Here is a 16,600-nt window from a genome sequence, read left to right as displayed (position 1 = left end):
GCAACCCCTTGGGGGAGTGCAGCGTTAATCATGACCCGCCGTGATGGTCAGCTATGGGCCAGTTCGGCCAGTACGCAGGCGACTGCTAGCAAGTCGGCACTCCCGCCAGGGCTCAGGTGCTTGGCGATCAGCGCTCTGTCCATCTCTTGCAGTCTGGTCAAGTCCCAGCCATTGTTCAGCAGGTTTTGCGCGTAGCTTTGAACGTAGCGCAGGCCAGCAATACCGCCTCGGGAGACCAGGTTACTGTCGTTATTGGTCGCCATCAGCCTTAACAAGGCATGGTGCAACCGTCGCTCCCCCTGCTCGGCATGCCAATGTGGTAGGACGAAGCGCCTTATCGTAGCAAAACCGCTTTCCACTTCACCTCGCGCTCCCGTCAGGGCAAATTGCTGAAATTGACGCTCACCTGCCGTGCTGGGGTGGGGTGTGTGGTGCAACTCTCGACTGACTAGTCCCTGACAGATTTCACTGACCGTCCGGCAGACATTGTCGCTGGTCACGAGCCTGTTTTGTCCCTGCAGACGACCAGCGGCAAAGCAGAGCAGACCCAGTGAAAAGATCCCGCCTTTATGGGTATTCACCCCGCCCGTTGCGTTGAGCATATCCTGTTCGCAGGCCATCCCTGCAGGGCGTACCAGCGCCAACTGTCTATCCGGGGCCTGCTGGGCATTTGCTCTGCCCATCTCTTCAAAGATGGTCAACCAGGGGGTGATTGCAGCAATGCTGCGTAAAAACAGCGGGTAATCCATATCGGAGTGCGAGCCTGAGTTTGCTTGATCCACCAAACCCGGTTTGGGGGTCAAACCCAGCTCCTGAAGCAGTGCACGGGCCGCGATAGCTGGGACATCGATGGCATGGCGTTTAAGGGCGAGTAGTGAAGCAGTCATCGATTAACTCCTCGATTCGTCTGGCTAGCTCTGGGAGCTGGTGGCGGCGGGAGCGGGCACAACCGTGCGCCGGTTCATCACATATCAGGCACTGACGGAGAGGTTCGCCCAGGGCGCGTCGTCCGATCTGGCCGGACTGATGACAAATGACATCGAGATCCCACAGTCTGCCAAGGGGGTGAGTTCGCTCCAGCACGACACAGGCGGTTTTAATGTCGGTGGCGGCGTGGGCAATGGACCATAGTCCTTCCGGGCCTGTGGGTAGCCATAGAACCTGGTGCTCCAAGACTTGCCATTGCCGGGCTTGCAGGAGTTGCTGGCACTGTGTGATGGCGGTTTGCATGCATTGGCGGTAATGGGGGCTATCTTTTATGGCCCCCGGCGTGACCAGAGTGAGTGAAATGATGGGGTGCTGGTAACGTGTCAGCCACTCTTGCTGGCGTGCTGCGCGGCACTCTTTTGCCGCCAGCAGTTGTTCCAGGTTGACCCCCGCCAGAGCGGGGGACTCTTTATCACTGATCAACTCTCTTTCACCTCTCGTACCGTATCGATAACACTCCCATCGCGATAGCGGATCACGCCAACAATCTTGTCGGTAAATTCGATCGCTTTCGGTTTACCCGTCAGCGAGATGGCTTTCTCATAAAGTGCCTCGATATCGACCAGTTTCAGCCCCGCAGCGGCCAGTCGCGCACGAATTTCCGGACGTGCCGGATTCACCGCGATCCCGTGATCGGTGACCAGCACACCGATGCTTTCGCCCGGTGTCAGTCGAGTGGTGACCTGCTTCACTACGGTCGGGATGCGGCTGCGCAGCAAGGGCGCGACCACAATGGTGAGATTGGCGGCCGCGGCGACATCGCAGTGACCGCCGGATGCACCACGCATCACCCCGTCCGAGCCGGTGATCACGTTGACGTTAAAATCGACGTCAATCTCCAGTGCGCTCAGAATGACGATGTCCAGTTGGTCGCAGCAGGTCGCCTTGCTACCCGGGTTGGCATAGACGTTGGTGGAGATCTCAATGTGATTGGGGTTGCGAGCCAGAGATGCTGCTGCTTGGCCATCAAAGCATTGGGTATCAAGCAGCTTTTCAATCAACCCTTTTTCATGAAGATCGACCAGACTGCCGGTGATACCGCCCAGGGCAAAACGGGCTTTGACGCCATTGCGCTCCATTTTTTCTGCCATGAAGCGGGTACAGGCTGTTGATGCCGCGCCGGAGCCGGTCTGCATCGAGAAGCCATTCTTGAAGTAACCCGAGTGTTCAATCACATCGGCGGCAAAGCGGGCAATCAGTAGTTCGCGCGGGTTGCTGGTGACGCGGGCTGCGCCCACGCTGATTTTTGCCGGATCCCCAACGCTCTCCACTTTGACGATGTAATCGACCTGATCCTGAGCCAGGCTGGCAGGCATATTGGGGAAGGGCACCAGCTCTTCGGTCATCAGCACCACATGACGGGCGAAGTGGGCATCGACCATCGCATAGCCGAGCGAACCACAGCAGGATTTGCCGTGGGTGCCATTGGCATTGCCAAACTCGTCGCTGCAGGGGACGCCAAGAAACGCTACGTCGATCTTCAGTTCGCCATCTTGCAGCAGTTTGACCCGTCCGCCATGGGAGTGGATCTGGACCGGTTCATCCATCAGACCATGGGAGATGGCGTCGGCCAGCTTGCCGCGCATGCCGGAGGTGTAAATCCGGGTGATCACCCCGTTTTTGATGTGCTCAATCAGCGCATCATTACAGGTCATCAGGGAGCTGGAGGCCAGGGTCAGATTTTTGAAGCCCAGTTTGGCCAGCGTGGCTACGACCTGATTGATCACCTTGTCCCCTTCGCGAAAAGCGTGGTGGAACGAGATGGTCATGCCATCTTGCAGGCCGCAACGTGCAACCGCCTGCTCTAGGGATTCACACAGTTTGCGATTGTGCTTGGCAGCCTGATCTCCCAGCCAGGGGGTTGCGTTGTAGGCTCCGGCGAACGGGATCAGTGCCCGCAGGTGAGGAAAGTTGAGATGGAGTCGTTCAGTCTGTTTCATGGTTGAATCCTTAACGGTGCACGCCGGAGGCCGCGGCGCGCTCCAGCACTACTTGGGCGTGATTGATAATGGGGGCATCCACCATTTTCCCGTTGAGGGAGACCACCCCCAATCCGTTGCGCTCACCCTCTTTGGCGGCCTTAATGATCCGCTGCGCGTGTTCGACTTCCTGTTGCGTCGGGGCATAAGCGTTATGCAATAGGTCGATTTGGCGCGGGTTGATCAGGGATTTGCCGTTAAAGCCCATGCGGCGGATCAGCTCGACTTCCCGTAAAAAGCCGGCCTCGTCATTCACATCCGACCATACGACGTCAAAGGCATCGATACCTGCGGCACGCGCTGCATGCAACACGGCGCAGCGGGCGTAAAACAGTTCGGTGCCATCTCCCCGCTCAGTTTGCATGTCCATGACATAGTCAAAGGCCGCGAGGGCGATCCCGATCAGGCGCTGTGAGCTGCGGGCGATGGCGACCGCATTGATCACGCCAACCGCGGATTCGATGGCGGCCATCACTTTGGTCGAGCCAACCTCACGGCCACATTCCAGCTCAATTCGTTCCAGATGGCCTTCCAGCTCATAGATATCATCGGGGGTATCGGTTTTCGGCAGGCGGATCACGTCCACACCACCCCGGACTGCCGCTTCCAGGTCGAGTAGGCCAAAGGGGGTGTTCAGTGGATTGATACGCACTACGGTTTCGATATCCCGATACATGGGGTGCTGCAAGGCGTGGAAGACCAGCAATCGGGCCGAGTCTTTCTCCCGCAGTGCGACGGCATCCTCCAGATCAAACATGATGGAGTCGGGATTGTAGATAAAGGCGTTCGAGAGCATGGCGGCATTGGCCCCCGGCAGGAACAGCATGCTGCGGCGAAGTTTTTTCATTGCAGTTTCTCCCAAGCAATCTGCTGCACATCGGTGGCACGCAGTATTGCGCTTTGCAGGCGGGCACGAATGACGCAGTCCAGCGCCCCTTTATCCTCGATGATGATCAATCCCCGGGTGATGCCCATGGCATCGAGTGTGCTCTCCACGACCTGGCGGATCTGTTCGCCAAACTGTTTCATCACTTCGCTGTAGATTTCGATCTCCAACCCCTGGTCAGAGGGGGCAATCTTTACCATCAGGTCGCTGGACTCCTGAGTTCCTGCCAGCGCCTCTCTTACTATGTTCATGGTGAATTCCTTAACTGCTATGCTACTTCCGCGCTGTAATGGGTTTCGAGATAGGCAAGGGTGCTCTCGGGGACGATCGTTCTGATCCGGGAAAAGAGCTGCTGCTGAAGTAAGCGACGGACTTCTGACGCTGAAATCGCTTTGTCGGCATCCTTGATACGCGGTATTTCCACTACATCAATCGTGTCAGCCAGCAGGTCATGCAGCGTCTGATTGTATTGCCGGGAAATCTGGCAAAACGGTTCCGTGCCGATGAAGCGATGGGTAATGCCCAGCGCGGGGGCGATATGGTCGCGAAAGGTAATCACGTCTATTTCGCTCCAGGCTTGCAGCACCTTGCCGCTTTCTTTCAGGAAGTAGGTCGGAAATGTGGCGCGGGAGATGATGTATTTTGAACCTTCATGCACGGTCACATTCGCCAGGTTCGCCACACCGGCACGCACCATTTGCAGCCGGGCGTGGAACGGGAAAAAGGAGGCATCTTCCCGTACGACAAACAGATGAACCCAGTCGCACTGTTTGGCCGCTTGGGTGATCAGGTGATAATGACCAAGGGTGAACGGATTGGCATTCATCACAATCGCCCCGACCTCTTTGCCTTCATGCCGGTAAGGAAGGAGCGAACGACAGTAACGGTCAACGCCACCGGGGGTGTTTTCCATCAGAATGGCATCATCGCCACTTTGGGCAATGGGCCAGAATCCACACTGTTCAAAACGCTCCCGGTTGGCTGGTTTGGTACAGAGGAACAGGTGAAAATGGCCCTGTTCCAGGGCCAGATGTTCTACTTCTGCCAGCAGCCGGGTGCTCAGGTTGGCACCGCGCAACTGTTTGTCGACCGCCACGCATTTAATGACGTTGTGTGCCAGACCGGCACATCCCACCAATTTGAAGCCTGACCAGGCCTCGACAAAGAGGGTGATGTCGGCATCCAGCCCCAGGCCATTGTTCGCGAGCAGGCCACGAAGCCGCTCAAGGCGCTCCGGCTGTTTGGCAACGTCGGTCAATCTGAAGTCAATTGTAGGTAGTGACTGCATAGTCTTGTCCGGGTTCTCTTAGGCCGCACTTTGCACATCTGCGGGTGATTCGACGATCACATTGCTCAGGCGGCCAACATGTTCAATTTCGACCTCGATGCGATCTCCGGCTTTCATGAACAGTGGCGGGTTGCGTTTTTTGCCAACACCACCGGGTGAGCCGGTGATGATGACATCCCCCGGGCTGAGGCGAGTGAAGGTACTGATGTACTCGATCAGGTCAGCAATTTTGTGGATCATGCTGCTGGTGTTGTCCTCTTGCACCATGATCCCGTTTAGCCAGGTGCGAATGGCCAGTTGATGCGGGTCGGGGATCTCGTCAGCGGTGGTCAGCCACGGGCCGAAGGCACCGGTTTGCCGCCAGTTTTTACCAGCGGTAAACCAGGTGTGCTGCCAGTCCCGGGCCGAACCATCCATATAGCAGCTATACCCGGCGACATGGCTGAGAGCATCCTGTTTGGCGATATGCTCGCCGCCTTTGCCGATAATGACCGCCAGCTCGCCTTCATAATCGAATTCGCTGGAGTGATATGGCTTGATGACGGGGTTGTTGTGGCCAGTCTGGGAATCAGCAAATCGGACAAAAAGCGTGGGCGCCGGATTATGTTGATCAAACTCCTGACGTTTGGCGGCATAATTCATGCCAACGCAAAGAATTTTTCCAGGCTGTTCAATGACCGGTAAAAAGGTAATTTCAGCAATATCCAGATCAACAGGATCATGTTGATAGTTTGCAGCTTCGCTGAGCGCATTGGCATCAAGCAGTGACTTCAGATTGTTATAACGGTGGCCAAGGCGGCGTCCTAAATCGACCACGCCTTGCGCGCGGACAATGCCGTAGCTACTCATACCTTGATACATAAAACTTGCGAGTTTCATCGCGTGTTCCTTATTACTTCTATTCAATCAAATGAGGAAATTGCCCAATACCAGCAGTGCAATGGAGACATTGATTGCACCGCCAATACGGGTTGCAATCTGGGCAAAAGGCATCAAGCTCATGCGGTTGCCGGCAGTCAGAATGGCCACGTCACCCGTTCCGCCCTGGCCGCTTTGGCAGCATGAGACAATGGCGACATCAATAGGGTGCATACCGATTTTTTTACCCACGAAGAAGCCGGTCACAACCAGTGCTGATACCGTGCTAATAATCACCAGCAGGTTGGTCAGAGTGAAGGCATTCACCAGTTCTTGCCATGGGGTGATGGCGACACCAACCGCAAACAGCACGGGGTAGGTCACGGATGTTTGAAAGAATTTATAAACAACCTGAGAACCTTCCAGAATTCGCGGTGAGACACCATGGGTCAGTTTCACCAGTACGGCGATAAACAGCATGCCGACCGGTGCAGGCAGGCCAATCAGTTCATGACCAAGCATGCCGAGCATATAAAGCAGGACTGCCAGCAATACCCCTGAAGCTAAGGTTGTCACATCGGTCTTGCCAGTAAATGCGCCGGACAAATTGGCGATTTTGTCATCGCGGCTATTGCTGTTGGGTATTAACTGGCCTTCGCCGGTCAAATGTGGGTAGCGTTTGCCAAGTTGGTTCAGGCAACCTGCAATAATAATTGCGGTCAAACTGCCCAGCATTACCATTGGCAGAATACGGCCAAGGGCAACCCCCTGATCCATGTGGAGGAGCGTGGCATAGCCGATAGATAGTGGAATTGCGCCTTCTCCTACCCCCCCTGCCATGATTGGCAAGATAATGAAGAAGAAGATCTGGAATGGTTCAAGACCTAATGCCAGGCCAACACCCATGCCAACGATCATGCCAACGATTTCGCCACACAGCATCGGGAAGAAGATACGCAAGAAGCCCTGGATTAGTACCTGGCGATTCATGCTCATAATGCTGCCAACAATAATGCAGCAGATATAGAGATAAAGAATGTTGGTGGATTTGTAGAATTTTATTGTTGATTCGACGACTGAGTCAGGTAGCAGACCATAATAGACCAGCGCAGACGGAATAAAGGTCGCACAAATCGCGGCTGCACCAAGTTTACCAACAATAGGGAGTCGTTTGCCAAATTCACCACAGGCAAAACCGAAAAATGCCAGTGTGGCAACCATAACAACTATATCACTGGGTAATTTGCCACCCAGACAATCAATAGCAATCAGTACTCCAGCCAATATAAAAAGAGGCAGTGGAATAATGCCTACCTTCCAGGTGTCCATGATGTACCACCACCGCTCCTTGAGAGAGACCGATTTGGTATTCAGTGCTCCTGGTGCATCCAAGTTGTCTATTGCACTCATAGTCAAGCCATCCTTTCAGTTATTTGTCATCGCCAAGATATAGACATCCCTGATTGCTTTGTGTGAGTGACCGCATGATAAAGTCATGATTTTAATGGTGGCTATGGATTTTATGGTTTCTTTTTATCCTGCGTGATCGATGTCGTTTTTTATAGTGTGGTTTTTATGGTTTCTTTTCAATCACGGCCGATTTTGTAACAGAGAGCACTAACTTTATTAATTGTCCCGTGCATTGTCGCCTTAGGTTAGGGCTGCAGGTATGTTGTGGAATAGCTCACAACATTTATATTGTGAGCCACCACATTGCATAAAAGCTGATAAGCTAAATGCTGGTTTTTATTGTTGCATAATGTTATGAAAATGTCGTTCCAAATCAGATTGTTTGTCTCGTTGGCGTTGTTTTCTCTGGTACTCTCTCTGGTATTGGGGGGCATGTATTACACAAGTTTTAGTCGCCAGTTGTATGAGCATATGGGTGAACGGGCAAAAATACAGGCAGAAGAGATTGCCTTGATTCCGACATTACGCCTCGATGTGCTGAAGAATGACACTGACGCGATTAAATTGTTAATGGAGAAACTGGCTGCACGAAGCGATGCCAGTTTTATCGTCATCGGTGATACGCAAGGGCGTCATTTGTACCATTCGGTGTTTGATGATCGGGTGGGGACCGCTCTGATAGGCGGTGATAATGCGGAAGTGTTGGCTGGAAAAAGCATCGTGACCCTGCGTCGTGGGGGCTTGGGCGTGTCCCTGCGTAGCAAGGTGCCAATTAGAGATGATGCCGGGCGCGTTGTCGGGATTGTCTCGGTGGGGTATCTGACGAGTTATCTTGATAACATCACTATCAGCAAAGTGGTTAATATATTGATGGTTGCGATCTCTTTCCTTGCTGCGCTATTTGTATTTTCATGGTATTTCACTCGAAGCATCAAAAAACAGATGTTTGCGTTGGAGCCGCGAGAAATTGGCTTGCTGGTGCGGCAACAAAAAGCACTGATGGAGTCGATATTTGAAGGGGTGATCGCTATTGATAGCCAATTACATATTGAGGTTATTAACCATGCCGCACGGACATTGCTTGATTTTCCTCAATCTGCCCACTCTTTACGTGGTCAGCCGATTGGTAATGTGATAAGCCCAGTGCCATTTTTTGATGAAAATATTATGCTGGCAAATGATACACATGATGAAATCTGTACTTTTAATAATTTAACGGTGATCGCCAGTAGAGTCAGAATTATGCTGGGAGATGATTTGCAGGGGTGGGTGATAACATTCAGAGATCGTAAAGAAATCGATTCATTGAGTGCCCAGTTAAGCCAGGTGAAACGATATGTTGATAATCTTAGGATTATGCGGCATGAACAACTGAATCGGATGGCTGCCTTGTCAGGCATGCTTCATATGGGGCGCTATGATGAAGCAATTCGTTATATCCAGGCTCACTCTGAATATGCGCAGGAGTTGCTTGATTTTATCTCGTTGAATTTCAGTTCACCGACAGTATGCGGTTTGCTGCTGGGCAAGGTTTCACGCGCCACCGAGAAAGGAGTGGTGTTACAATTTGACCCAGCTTGCTCGATGACGAATGAGTTTGGCACGCTTGCGGAATCTGAACTGATATCGATTATTGGCAACCTGCTGGATAATGCCATTGAGGCAACCCAACGTGCGCCATTACCTCATGCCCCGGTAGAGATATTGATTAAACTGACACAGCGAGAATTGATTGTTGAGGTGGCTGATCAAGGGATTGGAATTAATAATAACATTAGAGAGCATATTTTCCAACGAGGGGTGACAACCAAGGTTAGTGGTGACCATGGTATAGGTCTGTATTTGGTCAATAGTTATGTGACGCAGGTGAGCGGCTCCATCGAGGTGACGAATAACATCCCCCGTGGAACAATATTTTCCATCTTTATACCCGTAGCTGAACATATTAATAATTCAGGGCTGGAAAAACATAATCATGCGATATGAACCGATAGACGTCCTTATTGTTGAAGATGAGAATGCGCTGGCACAGTTGCATTCGGAGTCGATCCAGAAGCATCCCTGTTTACGGCTGGTGGGTATCGCGTCATCACTGGCTGATGCACAGGCACAGATCGCCAGCAAGCAGCCACAGCTGATTTTGCTGGATAACTATTTACCCGATGGGAAAGGCATCACGCTCATCAATCACCCGGATCTGCTGGCCAATACCTCGGTCATTTTTATTACCGCTGCCAGCGATATGAATACGTGCAGTCAGGCGATCCGTAACGGGGCCTTTGACTACATCCTAAAGCCCGTATCATGGCGGCGCCTTGACCAGTCTCTTGAGCGTTTTGTTCAATTTACCGAGCAACAGCGGCTTTGGAAGATTGTTGACCAGAAGAGTGTCGATTCACTTTATCTGTTGCAGGCCAAAAATTATCGCCTGGATAACAGTGCCAAGGGGATCGAAGAGAGTACGCTGACCTTGGTACAAAAGCTGTTCAACGATGCAGATTGCCAATTCTTTTCAGTGGATGATGTAGTCAGTGCAACAGGCCTAAGCAAAACCACCACCCGTCGTTATCTCGAACACTGTGTCGAGAGCGGTTTTCTGCGGGTTGATATGCTGTATGGCAAGATTGGTCATCCGAGGCGGATCTATTGTCGCGTGGTGGATGGTGGTGATACTTCCCAAGCTGGCTGACTCAGTGTGGCTAGGAGGGAATAAGTCCCATAGCCGATACAGGAGTGTCAGGACAGTCCAACCCCGTGACCACTCATAATGGGGCGGCCCTCTTTCTGCTATGAGAGGTGATGGCTAGCTGATTCACAATTGGGCTGCTGGCGGTGCTTGGTCCTGCGTCAAACACTCAGCCATGACGACAGCCAATAAGGGGGAGGCTCTCTGCTTAACTCTTGCCTGTAGCCAGCCGTTCTGACGACCTCTCTTATTGATCTCTGGCGGCCCCACACTCGGGAAAATGCCGAAAAGTGCTCATAGTTGTGCAATTTGCGCAAAAAAGAGACGAACGAGACAAAAAGTGAAATTTCCCGTTGACCATCCGCCTTAAAATCCGTTTAATAGCGCCCACGCCCAGATAGCTCAGTCGGTAGAGCAGGGGATTGAAAATCCCCGTGTCGGCGGTTCGATTCCGTCTCTGGGCACCAATTTTGGTGCCATGAAATATAAAATTTGTTCATGCACAATGGTTTAAAGTGTGCCGGCTTAGCTCAGTAGGTAGAGCAACTGACTTGTAATCAGTAGGTCACCAGTTCGATTCCGGTAGCCGGCACCATTTGCCCAGATAGCTCAGTCGGTAGAGCAGGGGATTGAAAATCCCCGTGTCGGCGGTTCGATTCCGTCTCTGGGCACCAATTACAATTCCTCCTTAGTTCAGTCGGTAGAACGGCGGACTGTTAATCCGTATGTCACTGGTTCAAGTCCAGTAGGAGGAGCCAATTAAAAAAGCCCTTGTCGCAAGACAAGGGCTTTTTTCTATTTGGCGCAGCCATTTTTTAACCATAAAAACAACCACACATGCACAGATGAACCGCAGGATAGATATGGAAAATCATGTAGTTATAGAGTCAAAGGGGCGACTTGCCGCCATTAGGAACTGGATGGAACCCGTGCTGGTACTGCTTATTCTTGGCAGCCTGTTCGGTTACCTCGGCAGCCAGATGGGCCTCTCTGCCATGGTCAACACCCTGTTCAATACCGCCCACCAGCTGCTGCTCAATACCGTGCTCTTTATCATGGGGATCACGGTGCTCTCCGGTGCCCTGAGCCAACTCTTGAGCGAGTTCGGGGTGATCCGCCTGCTGGAGGTGCTGCTGGCCCCGCTGATGAAGCCGGTGTTTCGTCTGCCTGGCCGCACCGCGCTGGCGGCGCTGATGACCTTCTTCTCCGACAACCCGGCGGTGATCAGCCTCGCCAAGGACAGCCGCTTTCGCAAAGGCTTCACTCCGTGGCAACTGGTGTCGCTCACCAACTTCGGCACCGCCTTCGGCATGGGGCTGATCGTGGTCACCTTTATGGCCACCCTGCAACTGCCGAGCGGTGAATCCACCGCCAGCGCGGCGCTGATCGGGCTGCTCGGTGCTCTGGTGGGCTCGGTGGTCTCTACCCGACTGATGCAGCGGATGATCCGCCCCTTGGTGGGGGAAGTGCTGAACGATGACGCTGTATCGTCCGACGGCCGCAAGGTAGGGGTGACCAAAGAGGTGGCTCCCGGCTGGCTGCGGATCCTCAACTCTCTGCTCGATGGCGGCAAATCCGGTGTGGAGCTGGGTATGGCGGTGATCCCGGGTGTGCTGATCATCAGTACCTTCGTGATGCTGCTCACCTTTGGCCCGGGCGACAAGGGCTATACCGGCGAAGCGTTTCAGGGGGTTGCCCTGCTGCCGGTGCTGGCCGCCAAGGTGAGCTGGCTGTTTGACCTGCTGTTCGGCTTCCAGCAGCCGGAGCTGGTTGCCTTCCCGGCTACCTCGCTCGGTGCGGTTGGTGCCGCCATGTCACTGGTGCCGCCTTTTATTGCCAAAGGGTGGATCACCGGTAACGAGGTCGCGGTGTTTACCGCCATGGGGATGTGCTGGAGCGGCTTTTTGAGCACCCATACAGCCATGCTCGATGCCCTCGGCTATCGCCATCTCACCTCCCGCGCCATCGTCGCCCACACTATCGGTGGCCTGTGCGCCGGTGTGGCCGCTCACCAGCTCTATCTGCTGCTGGGCTGAGTCGGGTTCAGACACGGAAACGCAAAGAGGCTCTTCGGAGCCTCTTTGCATTTCTCCCTGCCGGTTCTGTTCATGGGCATACCAATCACCCTTGTGGCGTGATGCCCTGCACCTTCAACCAGAATCGCTCCTGACAGTGGTTGTGAAACAGCTTGCTGGCTGGAGTGATGGGAATGGGACTGGCGATGACCCGATAGCTGATCCAGCACTCGGCACAAAGCTGCTGCGATGGCGCTTCGTCCTGTTCGGTTTGCTGGCGGATGACGACCCCATTGGCAAACCAGCTGGTGGTTATCTGGTGCTGGATCACAGTGCCGCTCTCATCATGCTCGCTATAGTGTTCACTCTCTTGGCGGGTGAGAGTGACGGGGCTCTCCTGTCGATGAATGGCCCTGATATAGCTGATTAGTTGATTCATTGCCGATCTTGCCGTGATGGTTGGCCTGCACTGGATGAGCTGCACAGGATGGAAGAGGGCTAGCGTAACGTGCTGCCGGGGTTGCGGCAATCGCCTCGGCTGCACCGCAAGTAAACCTGAAAAGGGGAGAGCAATGGGGATCCCGCAAAACAAGGCCGAGCTGCTACTCGCGATCGATACCAATTTCAGCAAGTTGTTCAAGGCGTTGCAGGCCGTCCCCGAGAGCCGGGTGCGGGAGCCGACCCTGGCAGGGCACAGCAAGGGAACCACCATGAGCGTTGCCAATCTGCTGGCCTACCTTATCGGCTGGAACGAACTGCTGATCAAGTGGATCGAGCGGGATGCGGCGGGTCTGCCAGTGGATTTTCCCGAAACCGGTTTTAAGTGGAACGAGTTGGGCGGGCTGGCCCAAAAGTTCTATCGGGATTACGAGGGGCTCTGCTATCCGGCGTTGTTGCAGCGGTTGGCTGCTGCCAGAGGGCACATCATTGAACTGGTGGAGGCGCGCAGCGACCAGCAGCTGTATGGCTGCCTCTGGTATGAGAAGTGGACGTTGGGGCGGATGATCCAGTTCAATAGCGCTTCCCCCTATCTCAACGCCAACGGGCGGCTGCGCAAGTGGCTCAAAGAGTTGGCGATCCGGGTGTGAAAAGAGGGCGATAGCTGCCCGGGGGGGGCGGCAAAACGCTTTGCCACCATATTGCCACTACCGCCCGTGGCGGCAGCTACTGGCCGCCTGACTCCCCTTTGCGCTCGGCTATCTCCTGCGTGCTGGTTGAATAAATAGATCAGCCATTCAAGGGATTAGCCGGTGCAGTGCGTTTTATCGCCGTGCTGGCCCCGCTTATGCACATCTCTTGGCAACACCATCAAGGGTCGTTGTCGCGGAGAAATATCATGATCAGCAACCTGCTTCCCCTTGCCTCTATCGCCCTCAAGCTGGGCAGTCAGCTGCTCGGCAGCAGTGCTAAATCTGAGCCTGTGCAGCAAACAGTGCAGGAAGATCGCCTCGCCCCGACCGTCCAGAGCTTGTTCCAGCGGCTGGGGGTCAAGGATGCCGACAGCGAACAGAACCGCTCGGCCATCAACCACTTTATGGGGGAGCTGATGCAGACTCTGGGGCAGGAGAATAGCGGTCAGTCACTCCCAGCTGCCATCGATAGCGCCCGCAATCAGCTGGCGAGCGGCACCCAGAGCACCCGCCTCGATGCGCTGCAAAGCGAGCTCGATACCCTCAAGGGCACCCTTGGTGCCAGCGTTCTCAATCTCGATCAGTTGCTCGGCGCCTTTAAACAGACCTTGCCCAATGGTAAGGGGGAGGGGGTTGGCAAACTGCTCAATGCCAGCGCTTGAGGGGAGTTGTAATTAGTGCTCCCGAGGTTATTATTCTGCAGATTTAAATGTTGACATGGAATAATCATAAAATAAGATGTTAGATCTTAAAGCAACTATGTTTTTAGTTCATTTTTTTTAAATGAGCAATGTTTCCTCTAGAGGTCGATGTGTCTATGAGTGGGGTTATGATTTTTTTACAGTGCCTAATTCTGTTAGGTATAGGTTGCGTATTCTTATTTCGACGTTACTTATTTGCTTACTCATCTGAAAAAGGTAAAAACTTAGCGACACAAGAAGATATTGAGGAGATAACAAGGAAGGTTGAGGATGTAAAAGTAGTTTACTTGAAAGAAATTGAACGATTAAAGGTGGATTTATCTTTACTATCTAAAAAACAAGATGTTTTGTTGGATGAAAAAATTAGGGTTTTCAAAAGGCTTCAAAATCAACTTGTTGATTTCAAGAAGTATTGTGAAGCATCACTTGGTGAGCATGATGTGCGAGGGGATTTTCATCCTACATTTGATTCGCTATCACCAGAGGTTTACACTTCCGCCTTGCTTCATCTAACAGCTTTGCATTATATAATGCAGGAGGATTTCATCTTCCTCTCAAAAAAATCAAAAGATATTTTGAATGATTTACACAGTCGTTGTTCTACTCTATGTAACATAGAGCTTTACATGTCTGGTGGTAATAAAGATTCAGAATTATCAAGCAGCGCAATATCTGTGTATGAAAATTCAATTAAATTGATTGAGCAATGCCTACAGGAATTGTACGATGAGCTGCGATTTCCTAATGAATAATGGATGCATTTTCAGTTACCATAGTTTATAGCTTTATAAGCCTATAGGTTTTGGTATGAATATGTACTGAGTGATTTATATGAGAATAAAAAACGGCAACCGAGGTTGCCGTTTTGCTTTCTTATTCGAATGACAAGCAGGTTGGTTTAACCCACCCGCTTGGCCAGCCACTGTTCGGCGGCAGTGAGGGCCGCTTCTACCTGCTCGCGGGCGACGCCGCCTTTGGCGACCCGCTTGGCGAGGGTCGCTTCCAGTTCCAGATTGGGGTAGACGTCGAACTCGATCACCGGGCTGAAGCGCTGGAACTCGCCGATGGATAGCTCCTCCAGCGGGCGGCCCACGCTGATGGCGAAGACCACGGTTTCGCCGACGATATGGTGCGCTTCACGGAACGGAATGCCCTTGGCTACCAGATAGTCCGCCAGCTCGGTGGCGTTGGCGTAGCCGCCTTGGGCCGCCGCCATGGTGCGCTCGCCGTTGACCTTCAGATCGATCAGCACCAGCGCGGCCATATCGAGGCAGTCGTGCCAGGTGTCGAGGGCATCGAACAGCCCCTCCTTGTCTTCCTGCATGTCCTTGTTGTAGGCCAGTGGCAGCGCCTTGAGGCTCATCAGCATGCCCATCTGGGCGCCCACCACCCGGCCGGTCTTGCCGCGGATCAGCTCCAGCGCATCCGGGTTCTTCTTCTGTGGCATCAGCGACGAGCCGGAGGTAACCGCGTCGGAGAGCTCGACAAAGCCCGCCTCGCCGGTGTTGTAGAAGATGAGATCTTCAGCAAAGCGCGACAGGTGGGTCATGGAGAGGGACGCCACGTGCATCAGCTCCACCACGTGATCCCGATCGGAGACCGAATCCAGACTGTTGCGGGTGGCGCCACCAAAGCCCATGTCCAGCGCCAGCGCTTCACGGTCGATGGCATAGGCAGTGCCCGCCAGCGCGCCGCAGCCGAGCGGGCTGGTGTCGAGGCGCTTCAGCGCATCCTGCAGGCGGGAGTAGTCCCGCTCCAGCATCTCCACATAGGCCAGCGCCCAGTGGGCATAGGTGACCGGCTGGGCCCGCTGCAGGTGGGTGTAACCGGGTAGCACCGCCGCCTGATTGGCACGGGCGGAGGCGACCAGCCCCTGCTGCAGGGCGGTGATGGAGCCCTGCAGCAGCTCGCCCTGCGCCTTGCACCAGAGTTTCAAGTCGGTGGCGACCTGATCGTTGCGCGAGCGGCCGGTGTGCAGTTTCTTGCCAAGATCGCCGACGGCGGCAATCAGTTGGCTCTCGACCCAGGAGTGGATATCTTCGGCGTCCGAACTCAGGATCTGCTGGGGATCCTGCTGCACCGAGGCGAGCAGCACCTCCATCGCCTGTTGCAGCTTGCCCTGCTCATCGTCGGTCAACACGCCCACTTTCACCAGCGCTTTGGCCCAGGCCATGGAGCCCTGAATATCCTGCTCCGCCAAGCGGTAATCGAACCGCAGCGAATCGTTGAACTGCTTGAACCGGCTATCGGCTCCCTGACTGAAGCGTCCACCCCAAAGTGCCATACTGCTCTCCTTGAATGCGTTGTCGGTAGGCGTTTACGCCTGCCGTACTCGCGCTGCCTCTTGGCCTGCGCGCAGAAATCTTGCCCTGTATTTTCCTGAATAACAGTGCGGTGGTGATGAGTGCTGTTGCCGTTGAACACGTCAAATCCAGCAACTGCGAATCGGTTCCCTCTCCCTCTGGGAGAGGGCTAGGGTGAGGGTAATTCCCCCCTCATCCCCGCCCCTTCTCCCGCAAGGGGAGAAGGGAGAAAATACGTCAGCATCATATTCACACGGCCCCTGTTATCTCACAGAAGCGGCCGGTGCGCTGCCGCTCTTGTCACACCCGCCGATGATGGGTCAGGGGTTATGCCCTCTGCCTGTAGAAGAGGGGGCC

The 16,600-nt window shown here is 53.8% G+C and carries 16 protein-coding genes and 4 tRNA genes; 10 read left to right on the top strand and 10 right to left on the bottom strand.

Features of this window, described 5'->3' with window-relative positions; all coding sequences use genetic code 11:
* Window positions 1-47: 47 nt before the first annotated feature.
* From citG to AB5Y86_RS12115, 8 genes are read right to left on the bottom strand one after another with little or no spacing between them, the layout of a single operon-like run.
* The gene (gene citG, locus AB5Y86_RS12150) at window positions 48-887 is read right to left on the bottom strand and encodes a triphosphoribosyl-dephospho-CoA synthase CitG (RefSeq protein ID WP_368192949.1); all 840 of its coding nucleotides are present in this window, start codon (window positions 885-887) and stop codon (window positions 48-50) included.
* Entirely contained in the window at window positions 862-1,410 is a 549-nt protein-coding gene (gene citX / locus AB5Y86_RS12145; protein WP_368192948.1) for a citrate lyase holo-[acyl-carrier protein] synthase, read from the bottom strand. Before citX ends, citG begins: the two co-directional genes overlap by 26 nt.
* Window positions 1,407-2,927 (bottom strand): citrate lyase subunit alpha, encoded by a 1,521-nt coding sequence (gene citF, locus AB5Y86_RS12140; RefSeq protein WP_368192947.1) that lies wholly within the window; start codon window positions 2,925-2,927, stop codon window positions 1,407-1,409. Before citF ends, citX begins: the two co-directional genes overlap by 4 nt.
* 10 nt (window positions 2,928-2,937) lie before the next feature.
* On the bottom strand, window positions 2,938-3,813 hold the full coding sequence (gene citE, locus AB5Y86_RS12135; RefSeq protein ID WP_368192946.1) for a citrate (pro-3S)-lyase subunit beta: 876 nt from the start codon (window positions 3,811-3,813) through the stop codon (window positions 2,938-2,940).
* A complete protein-coding gene (gene citD / locus AB5Y86_RS12130) occupies window positions 3,810-4,103 on the bottom strand; it encodes a citrate lyase acyl carrier protein (RefSeq protein WP_155603920.1) in 294 nt (97 codons plus the stop codon). Before citD ends, citE begins: the two co-directional genes overlap by 4 nt.
* Before the next feature lie 17 nt (window positions 4,104-4,120).
* Window positions 4,121-5,140 carry a [citrate (pro-3S)-lyase] ligase gene (gene citC / locus AB5Y86_RS12125; protein WP_368192945.1) on the bottom strand — a complete coding sequence of 340 codons (1,020 nt, stop codon included), beginning with the start codon at window positions 5,138-5,140 and terminating at the stop codon, window positions 4,121-4,123.
* 18 nt (window positions 5,141-5,158) lie between these two features.
* Window positions 5,159-6,019, bottom strand: coding sequence for a fumarylacetoacetate hydrolase family protein (locus tag AB5Y86_RS12120; protein WP_368192944.1), 861 nt, complete (start codon window positions 6,017-6,019; stop codon window positions 5,159-5,161).
* A gap of 27 nt (window positions 6,020-6,046) precedes the next feature.
* Window positions 6,047-7,408, bottom strand: coding sequence for a 2-hydroxycarboxylate transporter family protein (locus tag AB5Y86_RS12115; protein ID WP_108588218.1), 1,362 nt, complete (start codon window positions 7,406-7,408; stop codon window positions 6,047-6,049).
* 360 nt (window positions 7,409-7,768) lie between these two features.
* Here AB5Y86_RS12115 and AB5Y86_RS12110 point away from each other — a divergent pair, with 360 nt between their 5' ends.
* The 7 genes from AB5Y86_RS12110 (at window position 7,769) to AB5Y86_RS12080 (ending at window position 12,130) form a co-directional block, all read left to right on the top strand.
* Window positions 7,769-9,394: an ATP-binding protein gene (locus tag AB5Y86_RS12110; RefSeq protein ID WP_368192943.1), complete on the top strand. Its 1,626-nt coding sequence runs from the start codon at window positions 7,769-7,771 to the stop codon at window positions 9,392-9,394.
* Window positions 9,384-10,097, top strand: coding sequence for a response regulator (locus tag AB5Y86_RS12105; protein WP_368192942.1), 714 nt, complete (start codon window positions 9,384-9,386; stop codon window positions 10,095-10,097). The genes AB5Y86_RS12110 and AB5Y86_RS12105 overlap by 11 nt, the downstream gene beginning before the upstream one ends.
* A gap of 388 nt (window positions 10,098-10,485) precedes the next feature.
* Window positions 10,486-10,561: transfer RNA gene (locus AB5Y86_RS12100), tRNA-Phe, on the top strand.
* 52 nt (window positions 10,562-10,613) lie between these two features.
* A tRNA-Thr gene (locus tag AB5Y86_RS12095) sits at window positions 10,614-10,689 on the top strand.
* Window positions 10,690-10,692: 3 nt separating this feature from the next.
* Window positions 10,693-10,768 (top strand) — tRNA-Phe (locus AB5Y86_RS12090).
* 8 nt (window positions 10,769-10,776) lie between these two features.
* Window positions 10,777-10,852: transfer RNA gene (locus AB5Y86_RS12085), tRNA-Asn, on the top strand.
* Window positions 10,853-10,957: 105 nt separating this feature from the next.
* A complete protein-coding gene (locus AB5Y86_RS12080) occupies window positions 10,958-12,130 on the top strand; it encodes a nucleoside recognition domain-containing protein (protein WP_042053565.1) in 1,173 nt (390 codons plus the stop codon).
* Between the two features lie 85 nt (window positions 12,131-12,215).
* On the opposite strand, the gene AB5Y86_RS12075 is transcribed toward AB5Y86_RS12080, so the two are convergent.
* The gene (locus AB5Y86_RS12075) at window positions 12,216-12,548 is read right to left on the bottom strand and encodes a nucleotidyltransferase family protein (RefSeq protein WP_139460954.1); all 333 of its coding nucleotides are present in this window, start codon (window positions 12,546-12,548) and stop codon (window positions 12,216-12,218) included.
* A 133-nt stretch (window positions 12,549-12,681) separates the two neighbouring features.
* On the opposite strand from AB5Y86_RS12075, the gene AB5Y86_RS12070 reads away from it, so the two are divergent.
* The 3 genes from AB5Y86_RS12070 to AB5Y86_RS12060 all read left to right on the top strand — a co-directional run bounded on the left by AB5Y86_RS12070 (window position 12,682) and on the right by AB5Y86_RS12060 (window position 14,692).
* Window positions 12,682-13,197: a ClbS/DfsB family four-helix bundle protein gene (locus AB5Y86_RS12070; protein ID WP_368192941.1), complete on the top strand. Its 516-nt coding sequence runs from the start codon at window positions 12,682-12,684 to the stop codon at window positions 13,195-13,197.
* A 248-nt stretch (window positions 13,198-13,445) separates the two neighbouring features.
* Window positions 13,446-13,901, top strand: coding sequence for a hypothetical protein (locus AB5Y86_RS12065; protein WP_368192940.1), 456 nt, complete (start codon window positions 13,446-13,448; stop codon window positions 13,899-13,901).
* 155 nt (window positions 13,902-14,056) lie between these two features.
* Entirely contained in the window at window positions 14,057-14,692 is a 636-nt protein-coding gene (locus AB5Y86_RS12060; RefSeq protein WP_368192939.1) for a hypothetical protein, read from the top strand.
* 146 nt (window positions 14,693-14,838) lie between these two features.
* Here the strand turns inward: AB5Y86_RS12060 and argH are convergent, their stop codons facing one another.
* Window positions 14,839-16,224 carry an argininosuccinate lyase gene (argH, locus tag AB5Y86_RS12055; protein ID WP_368192938.1) on the bottom strand — a complete coding sequence of 462 codons (1,386 nt, stop codon included), beginning with the start codon at window positions 16,222-16,224 and terminating at the stop codon, window positions 14,839-14,841.
* Window positions 16,225-16,600: the final 376 nt, after the last annotated feature.

Origin of the sequence: Aeromonas sp. s8, from assembly GCF_040907785.1 — a bacterium.
In the GTDB taxonomy this organism is placed as follows: domain Bacteria; phylum Pseudomonadota; class Gammaproteobacteria; order Enterobacterales; family Aeromonadaceae; genus Aeromonas; species Aeromonas veronii.
This window is presented reverse-complemented; position numbering and strand designations above follow the sequence as displayed.